We start from the raw sequence: 10,801 nt of genomic DNA, 5'->3' as shown, positions 1-10,801 counted from the left end.
GATACAGATAATGCGGAAAGAGACGGCTTTTATTATTGGCTTTTTTATTTTTACGCTCAGTACGGCAGCGCTGATCTGGAAAGTGGCGCTACCTAACCTGAAGCCGGTTTCCTTTCCGCAAGTGGCCAGCGGCACTTTGGATGTTGGCCCCATGCACCGCACACGTGCTCTCAGCCCAGATGAAGTAAAAGCGGTGAATGACTGGTTTAAGGATAACAAAGGTGGCTGGGGGCCGTTAACACGTACGCCGCCATCATCGGGCGATGCCCGCATGGTGCTGAACGACGCCCAAGGCAAGGAAGCACTGGTGCTTACACTTTGGACAGGTATCAGTGCCGCAGATTGGAACTCTACCGTGTTTGTTGAAAACCCGGATGGCTCACAGGTGCATTACAGGTCATTTTCCAACAAGGAGTTTGCGCCTTTGCGGATGATGGTTGACCGTTACCCCTATAAACGGTCCAGCTTTCCCTGATTTTTACAAACGTATAGCGCCATAAAAACAAAACCCCTTCCACCAATACGGTGGAAGGGGTTTTTGCTATGCGCTGAATGGCAGCGCCGGAGGTTTAGCCTGCAGGCCTGTCTGTGGCATCAAAACGGAAAGGCTCACCAATGGCTTTGTCTGCCAATGTGCCTTCCCACATCACCTGATGACCACGGATAATGGTGCCAACAGGGCGGCCAGTAATGGTGTTTCCTGTAAAAGGAGACCACCCGCAGCGTGAGGCCAACCATTCTTCCTTGATCGTCCACTGGGCTTTCAGATCCACAATCGTGAAGTCTGCATCATACCCAACGGCAATGCGGCCTTTACGCACCAAGCCAAACAGGCGCTGTGGGCCAGCGGATGTTAAATCCACCAAGCGGCGCAGTGTGAGCCGATGGTGCGCAACATGGTTGAGCATCAGGGGCAGAAGCGTTTGCACGCCCGGCATACCAGAGGGAGAGGCCGGATAGGTGCGGCCTTTGGCTTCCTTGCTATGGGGCGCATGGTCAGACCCAATCACATCTGGCAAGCCTTGGGATACCCAATGCCACAGGCCATCACGATGTGCACCAGAACGGATTGGCGGATTCATCTGCGCAAAGGTGCCGAGGCGGGGATAGGCTTCTTCCCCCGCCAGTGTCAGATGCTGGGGGGTGAGTTCACAGCTTGCCACGTCGCGGTGCTGGGCAATGAGAGCCAGTTCTGCAGGGGTGGTGATGTGCAGCACATGCACGCGTCGCCCGGTTTTGCGGGCCAGATGCAGCACACGTGTGGTGGCACGCAGGGCTGTTTCATCATCCCGCCAAACGGGGTGGGATGAAGGATCTCCTTCAATCCGTTCCGCCATGCGTTCTTTCAGGCGGGTTTCATCTTCGGCATGAATGGCCACGCGGCGCTGACCAGATTTCAGCACGCGTTCCAGCATACTGTCTTCCGAAACCAGCAGACTGCCGGTGGAAGAGCCCATAAACACCTTGATGCCAGCAGTGCCCGGTAGTTTTTCCAGTTCACCGCATTGGTCGGCGTTATCAACCGTAGCGCCTACGTAAAAGGCGTGTTCACACCACATGCGGCCTTTTGCGCGTGCCAGCTTGTCTGCCACCGCTTCTGGCGTAGAGGTGGTGGGTTTAGTGTTGGGCATTTCAAACACACCCGTTACCCCACCCAGCACAGCAGCACGACTACCGGATTCGAGGTTTTCGTTTTCCTCTGCACCCGGTTCACGGAAATGAACCTGCGTATCTATAACGCCCGGCAGAATGGTCAGGCCTGTGCAGTCTATGGTGCGGGCGGCATCAGCCTGCCCGCCAATGGCGGCAATGGTGCCATCTTTCACGTAAACAGTGGTTTCCACTGTGCCATCAGGCAGCACAACGGAACCACCTTTTAATGCCAGATCAAAGGGGCCGCGCTGGTCGCCAATAAAAGGGGCAGAAGGTGCCATAGGGAATTATCCTTCAGCTTTTGGAGTTTCCCGCGTGCGGGTACGCATGGTCACCAGCTCTTCAGCCGATGTGGGGTGAATACCGATTGTGCGGTCAAAATCTGCTTTTGTCAGTTCAGCCGTTACAGCAATGGCAACACCCTGAAGCATTTCTGGTGCGTCATCCCCCAGAATATGTACGCCCACAACCTTCTGGCTTTTTTGGTCAACAACCAGCTTCATCACTGTTTTACGTGTGCGGCCGGTCAGAGTGTGCCGCATGGGGGTAAAGCGTGTGAAATAAATGTCTACCACGCCATTGCGGGCGGCTTCTTCCTCTGTCAGCCCAACGGTTGCCAGCGGAGGGGAGAAGAAAACAGCCTTGGGGGTTGTGGCATAGCACCATTGGCGGGCAGGCCCTTTGCCAAACAGGCGGTCAGCCAGATTATGGCCTTCTGCAATAGCAACAGGGGTAAGGTTGATACGGTCTGTAACATCCCCAATGGCGTAAACGCCCGGCTGGGCTGTCTCACTATTCATATCCACCTTGATGCGCCCATTATCTGCGGTGGTAATGGCTGTATTTTCCAGCCCCAACGCATCAATTTTAGGGCGTCGGCCCGTTGCCATAAATACGCAATCTGTGTGCAGGCGCTGGCCATTATCCAGCGTTACCACAAGGTCTGCGCCCTCTTTGGCAATGGCGGTGGAACAGGCGTGGCGGTGCTGGGTAATGCCGCGTGCATCAATGGCTTCTGCCATGGCGCTGCGCATTTCCTCATCAAAACCGCGCAAGGGCAAATCACGCCGATAGACCAGATCTACCTTGGAACCCAAGCCTGCAAAGATACCGGCAAACTCTAGCCCGATATACCCGCTGCCAATAATAACCACCCGTTCTGGCCGTTGCGGCAGGTGAAAGGCCTCATCTGATGTAATGGCCAGTTCTGCGCCGGGGATATCTGGTTTTACGGGTGTGGAACCGGTGGCAATAACAATGCGTTCTGCCGTAATGGTGCGGGGGGCTTCATCCGGCGCAAGGGGGGAAGGTTCAATGCGGACAGTGTGCCCATCTACAAATCTGGCATGGCCGGTAAGGAGCGTAATGCCGGCTTTTTCCAGCATGGAGACATAAATGCCGTTCAGGCGGGTAATTTCCCGATCCTTGGCGGCCATCAGCTTGCCCCAGTCATGCGTGCCGCGGGTAGAGGTCCAGCCAAATCCGTGGCTGTCATCTACCATATCACCGTATTCACTGGCCTGTACCATAAGCTTTTTGGGCACACAGCCCAAATTCACACAGGTACCGCCCCAGTGTCGGCTTTCTGCAATGGCAACACGCGCACCGTGGCTGGCCGCAATGCGCGCGCACCGTACGCCGCCGGAGCCCGCCCCAATAACCAGAAGATCAAAATCATAGCTCATGGGGCGTGCTCCTTTAATAATGTGTCTTAAGCGGCGGTGTTGGGCATAAAAACGCGTGCCTTATCGTTCGGCAAACGCTTTTTCCACCACGTATGCGCCCGGGGTGGACATGTTGCCTTCATCAAACCCACGCGCACGCAGCAGGGCTTCCGTATCAGCCAGCATTTCCGGAGAACCGCAGATCATGACGCGATCATGTTCGGGATCAAGCTCAGGAATGTTCAGATCCTTGAAGATCTTGCCCGATTCAATCAGCTTGGTGATGCGTTCTGTTACGGCAAAGTCTTCACGCGTAACGGCTGGGTAATACAGCAGCTTTTCCTTGATTTCTTCACCAAGGAACTCGTGTTCCGGCAGTTCGTGGCGGATATGGTTGGAATATGCCAGTTCGCCAGACAGACGCACGGTGTGTGTCAGAATAACGTGGTCATACCGTTCGTAGCATTCCGGATCCTTGATCAGGCTCATGAACGGGGCCAGCCCTGTGCCGGTGGACAGGAAATACAGGTTACGGCCGGGGCGCAGGTTATCCAGCAACAGCGTGCCGGTTGGTTTGCGGCCGATCAGCACCGTATCACCCACTTTTACGTGGCGCAGGCGGGATGTTAGCGGGCCGTTGGGCACAGCAATGGAAAGAAATTCCATTTCATCCGCATAGTTGGGGGATGCAATGGAATAGGCACGCAGCAGGGGCTTGCCGTCTACTTCAATCCCGATCATGGCAAACTGGCCGTTTTCAAAGCGCAGGCCGGGGTCACGGGTGGTGGTGAAGCTGAACAGGCGGTCCGTCCAGTGATGAACGGTCAGAACCTTGGCAGGGTAAAGGTGCCCGTATTCTTTTGTAGGCGGGGCCAGATGCCACACGCCTTCCTGTCCATCAACAGGCAGCAGGCCGCTGGGCACTTCAGAGGCAGACATCCGTGGCAGGATATCGTTTTCAAGCATGGTTTCAGACATGGACCGCTATGTACTCCGCTTGTAGCAGATCAGAACAATGTGCCTTTGCGTAGTAGATACAAAAGCACCGTGAATTTCTTGCTGGCGGCGTTTTTAGAAGGGTGAGGCGTCTAATGCCAGTGTAAATTCATCACACAACGTGTTCGCGCAACACGTAACTGGCTGAAAACCGCCTGCCGCTTCTGTCTGCTGGGTAGGTTGGGGGCGCCACAATGGCCAAATCGGGCTGTAGGGGCAAGGCAGGTTTCTGATTTATTTTGCATGAAGTATGCCGCCAAGGCATTGTTCCGGCCCGCAGGATGACGCAAGAGAGAAAGCATGACGTCAGACAGCTCTGCTTCTCCAGCCCGTCAGGCCCTTGCCTGCGCTGTAGCCCGCACCACTATTGCCCCAGAGGCGAAGGAAGAACACGAAGTTCTCCGCCGCCTTGCCCGTAATCTTGAGCCCGGCGCCCATGAGGTGCCGGATGAAACCTACCTTCAGGTTTTGTGCCAGGTGCGGCGCAAGCGTTGGATTTCCCGCTTGCTGGATAAAACACGCCGCAGCGGGCGTATCTGGATCAGCCGGGAAGAAATAGAAGAAGCTGTTTCCGGTATTACAGACCCGCAGGCTGGTGATCAGGAGCTAGAGCGCGCGCTAGCACCTGTGGCCGAGTCTCGCCTGCGTGGATATGCTGCAACACCTCGGGCTGTGTTTGAAACAGTGCAGGCTGATCTGGTGGATACAGGGCGTGTGCTTTCCCCCGATCAGACAGATCTGCTGCTTATGGCTATTGCCGTGGCGTTTGGTTTGCCAGAGGGAGATCCGTTTCTTGAAACAGCCCGGCGGGAGGAAGCCCGCAGGCAGCAGACCGCCAGCAAAATAGAACAGACAGCCCGCCAGAAGCGCGACAAGGAAGAAGCGCAACTGCGAGAGTGGGAAGAAAGTCTTGTTCCGTTTGCAGAAGTACCGCGCCTGCTGCGTTGCTCCCAACGTGAGGCCTTGCGCTGGATTGCAGAGAATCGTCTGCCAGTTGCCAGAAAGGTGCGCGAATCCGGCGGGCGGGAGAAGTGGGAGTTTGACCCCGCCGCATTGGTGGCTTTGCGTGGCAAGCTGGGTGAATGGCGGAAAGACAATGGCCGCGGGGCAGAATTTGGCGGCCCTAAAACGGCACCGGATATGGGCCGCAAGGTTGCCAACTCCGTTATTGCCCGTGTGGCTGCGTTAGACCGATATGCCGCGCATTTTCGTACTGCCCGCGCGCTTAACAGACAGATTACCCTTGTTACGGGGCCAACCAATAGCGGCAAATCCTATACGGCCCTGAATGCACTGGCACAGGCTGAAAGCGGCTTGGCTTTGGCTCCGTTGCGGTTGCTGGCGCATGAATTTCGTGAAGCACTGGCTTCCAGAGGTGTCGAGGCCTCTCTTTCTACGGGTGAAGAACGGATTGTGGTGCCGGGCAGCAAGCATCTGGCTGCAACGGTGGAAATGTGCCCGTTTTACAGCCCTGTAGATGTGGCTGTTATTGATGAAGCCCAGATGCTGTTTGATACAGACCGTGGTGCCGCGTGGACAGCCGCCATTATGGGTGCACCTGCACGCCACTTATATGTATTGGGCGCGCCAGATTGTATTCCCATGGTGCGGCGTATTGCCGAATTGTGCGGAGATCCACTGGATGAAATTTCTCTGGAACGCAAAAGTCCGCTGCGCGCAGCATCGCACCCTGTGCGGCTGGCGGATCTGGGGGCAGGGGATGCGTTGATTGCGTTTTCCCGCCGGGAGGTTCTGGATTTACGCGCAGCCCTGCTTCAGCACGGCAAGCGTGTGGCCGTGGTGTATGGGGCGTTAAGCCCGGAGGTGCGGCGTGCAGAAGCCCAGCGTTTTAATGATGGAGAAGCCGATATTCTGGTGGCCACAGATGCCATTGGCATGGGGCTTAACCTTTCCATCAAGCGCGTGGTGTTTGCAGCCCTGAAAAAATATGATGGCCGCCAGACGCGGGATCTGACCGTGCAGGAAGTAAAGCAGATTGGCGGGCGTGCAGGCCGTTTTGGCAAGCACGAAACCGGCGTTGTTGCTGTTCTTGCTGGTGCAGGCAGCCCAACCTTTATTCGTCGGCAGTTGGAAGCAGACCCCGAACAGCCTGATGATTTGCGGCCATACGTGCAGCCTGATGCCGATATCGTAAAAGCTGTGGCAGCAGAAATTGGCTCTCAAAGTCTGTACGGTGTTCTTTCACGTATTCATCGTGCCGTGCTGCGTAAGGATGATCCGAATTATCGGTTGTCAGATATGGAGCAGGCTTTTGCCATTGCTTCTGCCTTGGAAGGGGTGGAAGGGCTGGATCTGACAACGCGCTGGTCTTACGCCATGTGCCCGGTGGATGACCGAGATAATGGAATCCGCCGTCTGGTAGGTTGGGCCGCAGACCATGCCGCAGGGCGGCGTGTGCTTCCGCCGGGAACTGGCCGTTTGCCTCCAAGTGAGCGGGCAGGGCGTGAAGAACTGGAACGTGCTGAAAAACGGCACAAGCGTTTGGTAGCATGGCGTTGGCTGGCGCTACGCTTTCCTGAAATTTACCCAGATCGGGAAGAAGCAGAAGACACAACACGCAGGCTGAATGACTGGATTGAAAGCGTATTACGGCAGCAGAGCCGTACACGCCGTTCGACTCGCTTCTGAATACAATAAAGGGTGGTGTCTGGTTTATGAGACACCACCTTTATTATAAGATATTACCAGCTTGTGCCGGTCAGTCTTTCAGAAACATCCCATAGGCGTGCGGCAGTGCTGCCTTTGCGCGCCGTAGGAGGAATATGGGCTGGTCCGGGTGGTCCGCGGCGTTCATGATGTCCTTGCGGGCCGTAATAATCCCCATCTCGGGCGGTGGGGGACAGTGCCGCGTATAAAATGGGCTCAGCCCCATGCGCGGCGGATTGCCCCATAACGCGTAGAATCATGCCGCCTAGAAATTGCTCAATACGACCAAGGGGCGCGGGCAGACTAGCAGCCTGCCCATTGGCAATAATGGATGTGCTGGCCCAACCGGGATGTGCTGCGCGTGCGTGCACATTCCATCCCTGTTCACCCGCCCGGCGCGCCAGTTCCATAGCAAAAAGCAGATTGGCGAGCTTGCTTTGCTGATATGCCCCAAAAGGGCTGTAGCGATAGCGGGATTGCAGATCATCAAACTGAATATGGCCCTTGCAGGCTGCCAAACTGGCCACACTCACAACAACCCCGCCGCCTGGAGCGTTTTCCAGCAAATGCCGCAAATGGGCTGTCAGGGCAAAATGCCCCAGATGATTCACGCCGAACTGAAGCTCAAAGCCGTTTTTGGTTTCCTTGCGGCGTGTCGGGGCCATAACGCCCGCGTTGTTCACCAGCAGATGCAGCCGGTCTGTGTATTTTGTGGCAGCCGCAGCACATTCCGCGACAGACTGGAGCGAAGAAAGATCCAGCGGTAAAGGAATAATCTGTGCCGTTGGGCATTCTGCTTTGATGCGGGATATGGCTTCACGCCCACGCTCTGCGTGTCTTACGGGCAGCAATAAACGTGCTCCCCTGTGGGCAAGCCCTAAAGCAACCTGAAAACCCAGCCCGCTATTGCCACCGGTTACAAGGGCAACCTGCCCTTTCAGATCAGGCTGGCTGTGGTTAACGCGCCATGCTCTGCGCCCTGTCATGAGGGAAGAACTTTCAAGCATTCATCCTGCTCGGCTGCTTTCATGGCTTCCTCCGTCAGACGTTTTTCATTGCGCTTGATGAATATGAACAAAGACCCGATGACAATACAGGCCACTGCCCCAAAGGCGATAGCTAGCGGCCCGGAAAGCCGAAGGATCTCGTTCCCCAGCAGGTAGGCAATCAGCGTGTAACCACCGGCCCAGAATATGCCGCCAAGCGCGTTATGGAATAAAAACGTATGCCACGGCATATGGTTCGCTCCGGCCAGCAAGGCTACAAACATACGCAGTACGGCAATAAACCGTCCAAAAAATACAACCGGGCCACCGTGTTTGAGAAAAACATAGCGTCCTAACAAAAGGCGCTGAGATGTCAGGCCAATTTTTGGGCCATATTTCTGCAACATCCGCAGCCCAACAAGATGGCCAATTAGATAGCCGAAATTGTCGCCCATAATGGCACCCAGCACACCGGCCAGCGCTACGCCCTCAATATGCAGCTTGTGCGTTGTGGCACAAAACAGCGCTCCGGTAATAAGCAGGCTTTCTGCAGGCAGCGGAAAGCCCATGCTTTCTAGCATTACCACAACCCCTACCACCCCATAACCGTATTGGGCGAAAAGGCTGCTCAGGTAATCTACCGAAAAGAAATTGTGCAAAGAGTGTAACAGAACAGAACATCCAATTTAGACAGAGCACGAGATTGCTCACGGCAGAAACCGTTCAGGTTCTGTTGTGTCAAGCATTCTGCGTAAGAGCGTATGCTGCAATGCTTAACACGTGCGGTGTCCGGGTGCATGTTTTTCTGGATGCAACTGCCAGAATGGTAAAAAATACCAGCATGAATAACACACCTCCTCTTTCTTCTTCTGTCACGCCAATGCCGTGTGGCACATGGCCTTCCCCTGTTACGCCGGATCTGGTGGCAGGAAAGACACTGTCTTTTTCCGAGGTTCGGGCTGTAGAAAATACGGTTTTCTGGCTGGAACGACGGCCCGCAGAGGCAGGCCGCTCTGTGCTGATGCGTTGGACGCAGGAAGAAGGTGCCTCTGAAGCACTGGAGCCAGATACAGATGTGGCAACCCGTGTGCATGAGTATGGCGGTGGCGCTTATGCTGTAAAAAGAGGCTGCATTGCGTATTCTGATAAACGTACAGGAAGCGTGTGGCTGCGCAGGGAAGAAGATACCGCGGCAGTTTTTGTGGCTGGAGAGGCAGGGCTTCGGTTTGCTGATCTGCGGTTTGACGTAAGTTCCGAAACAGTGCTGGCCGTGCGGGAAGATCACCGAGAAGCGGGTGAGGCTAAAACGGCACTGGTGGCATTGCACCCTCAAGGCAACAAAGCCGGTACGGTGTTGAAAGCTGGAGCAGATTTTTATGCCGCTCCGGTTTTGTCACCAGATGGAACATTGTTGGTATGGGTTGAGTGGGATCATCCCAACATGCCGTGGGATGCCACGCGCCTGTGCCTTGCCCGTGTTCAGAGAAATGCTTCGGGTGACATCTGCGGTATTGAAGATGCTCGTGTGCTTGCGGGCGAACAAATAAGCGAATCGCTTATAGAGCCGCGCTGGACATCTGATGGGCAATTGCTTGTTTTGTCTGATCGTTCAGGAAGTTGGACGATATGGAACGTGAATTGGCAGGAAAAAAGCCCGACCTTATCCCGTTATCCTGCTCCAGAAGGGGAAGTAGGGCAGCCAGCATGGGTGTTTGGGCAGAGTAGCTATCAATTGCTCAAAAATGGTGGCTGTCTGGTTCTGGCCGTTACGCAGGGCCAAGCAACATGTTGGATAAAACAGGACGGTGCATCTGAGTATCGCATCTTCCATGCCAAACCGGACCAATGCCCTGTTCCTCTGGCCGATGGCCGTTTTGCCTGGTTGCAAGCGCCACCAGATGCTCTGCCTTCTGTTGTGGTGGGCACGCCTGAGAAAGGTGCAGAGATTATTTTGCAGCGCGCATCAACCGAACAACTAGCTGTTGCAGACATTTCTATACCCGAATCGATTTGTTTTTCAGTGGATGGGGAAGAGGGCTTGATGGGGCATGCCTTCTTTTATCCGCCAACCAACCGCCATGTGTGTGTGCCAAAGGGGGAGCGTCCTCCCATGATTGTGCAGGTTCATGGGGGGCCTACTGCACGGGCGCAGGAAGGTTTGTCGTTTAAAATCCAGTGGTGGACGTCTCGCGGGTTTGCTGTGCTGGATGTGAATTATGGTGGTTCTACCGGATTCGGTCGTGCATGGCGGAATCGTCTTAAAGGCCAATGGGGTGTGGTGGATGTGGCAGATTGTCTGTCTGCTTGCCGTGCCGTTGTAGAATCGGGGCGTGTAGACCCGAATCGTATTGCCATCCGGGGTTCTAGTGCAGGAGGTATGACTGTGCTGGTAGCGTTGGCTGTTTCAGATATCTTCGCGGCAGGTGTGAGCCTGTATGGCGTAACTGATTTGCGCGCTTTGGCGCAGGAAACGCATAAATTTGAAGCACGCTATCTGGATGGTTTGATTGGCCCGTGGCCAGAATCTGAGGCTCTTTATCTGCAGCGCTCTCCAATTTCCGTTGCGGATCAGATTCGCGCCCCCGTGCTGCTATTGCAGGGAATGGACGATAAAGTTGTACCGCCAGAACAGGCATATTCCATGGCCAAAGCTTTGAAAGCCGTGGGAACGCCGGTGACTTTACGAGAATTTGAAGGGGAAGGGCATGGCTTCCGCAAGGAAGCGACTATTCGCGCGGCCTTTGCAGAAGAATTGGCTTTTTATGCCAATGTGTTTGGATTTGCTGTGCAGCACTAACCACGGAAATAAAAAAGGCTGAAGGAGCAAATGACCTT

Annotated in this window: 8 protein-coding genes; 3 read left to right on the top strand and 5 right to left on the bottom strand. The window is 55.1% G+C overall.

Annotation, left to right across the window (positions count from 1 at the left end; genetic code table 11):
- The first annotated feature begins 10 nt into the window (after positions 1-10).
- Positions 11-475, top strand: coding sequence for a hypothetical protein (locus tag QQM41_RS05620; protein WP_003629813.1), 465 nt, complete (start codon positions 11-13; stop codon positions 473-475).
- Positions 476-569: 94 nt separating this feature from the next.
- On the opposite strand, the gene QQM41_RS05615 is transcribed toward QQM41_RS05620, so the two are convergent.
- From QQM41_RS05615 to QQM41_RS05605, 3 genes are read right to left on the bottom strand one after another with little or no spacing between them, the layout of a single operon-like run.
- The gene (locus tag QQM41_RS05615; RefSeq protein WP_339077962.1) at positions 570-1,934 is read right to left on the bottom strand and encodes a dihydroorotase; all 1,365 of its coding nucleotides are present in this window, start codon (positions 1,932-1,934) and stop codon (positions 570-572) included.
- A gap of 6 nt (positions 1,935-1,940) precedes the next feature.
- Positions 1,941-3,338: a glutathione-disulfide reductase gene (gene gorA, locus QQM41_RS05610; protein ID WP_128104760.1), complete on the bottom strand. Its 1,398-nt coding sequence runs from the start codon at positions 3,336-3,338 to the stop codon at positions 1,941-1,943.
- A 60-nt stretch (positions 3,339-3,398) separates the two neighbouring features.
- Positions 3,399-4,295 (bottom strand): ferredoxin--NADP reductase, encoded by an 897-nt coding sequence (locus QQM41_RS05605; protein WP_050819007.1) that lies wholly within the window; start codon positions 4,293-4,295, stop codon positions 3,399-3,401.
- A gap of 318 nt (positions 4,296-4,613) precedes the next feature.
- On the opposite strand from QQM41_RS05605, the gene QQM41_RS05600 reads away from it, so the two are divergent.
- Entirely contained in the window at positions 4,614-6,962 is a 2,349-nt protein-coding gene (locus QQM41_RS05600) for a helicase-related protein (protein ID WP_339077961.1), read from the top strand.
- Between the two features lie 53 nt (positions 6,963-7,015).
- On the opposite strand, the gene QQM41_RS05595 is transcribed toward QQM41_RS05600, so the two are convergent.
- The gene (locus QQM41_RS05595) at positions 7,016-7,966 is read right to left on the bottom strand and encodes an SDR family oxidoreductase (protein WP_050819009.1); all 951 of its coding nucleotides are present in this window, start codon (positions 7,964-7,966) and stop codon (positions 7,016-7,018) included.
- Complete coding sequence (locus QQM41_RS05590; protein WP_339077960.1) at positions 7,963-8,625, bottom strand: DedA family protein; 663 nt, start codon at positions 8,623-8,625, stop codon at positions 7,963-7,965. The genes QQM41_RS05595 and QQM41_RS05590 overlap by 4 nt, the downstream gene beginning before the upstream one ends.
- Before the next feature lie 110 nt (positions 8,626-8,735).
- Here QQM41_RS05590 and QQM41_RS05585 point away from each other — a divergent pair, with 110 nt between their 5' ends.
- On the top strand, positions 8,736-10,763 hold the full coding sequence (locus QQM41_RS05585) for a S9 family peptidase (protein ID WP_339077959.1): 2,028 nt from the start codon (positions 8,736-8,738) through the stop codon (positions 10,761-10,763).
- Positions 10,764-10,801 lie beyond the last annotated feature (38 nt).

It is taken from the genome of Acetobacter sp. AC2005, assembly GCF_037901235.1.
GTDB classification, from domain to species: domain Bacteria; phylum Pseudomonadota; class Alphaproteobacteria; order Acetobacterales; family Acetobacteraceae; genus Acetobacter; species Acetobacter oryzoeni.
Note: the sequence above shows the minus strand (reverse complement) of the source record. Positions and strands in the feature narration are given on the sequence as shown.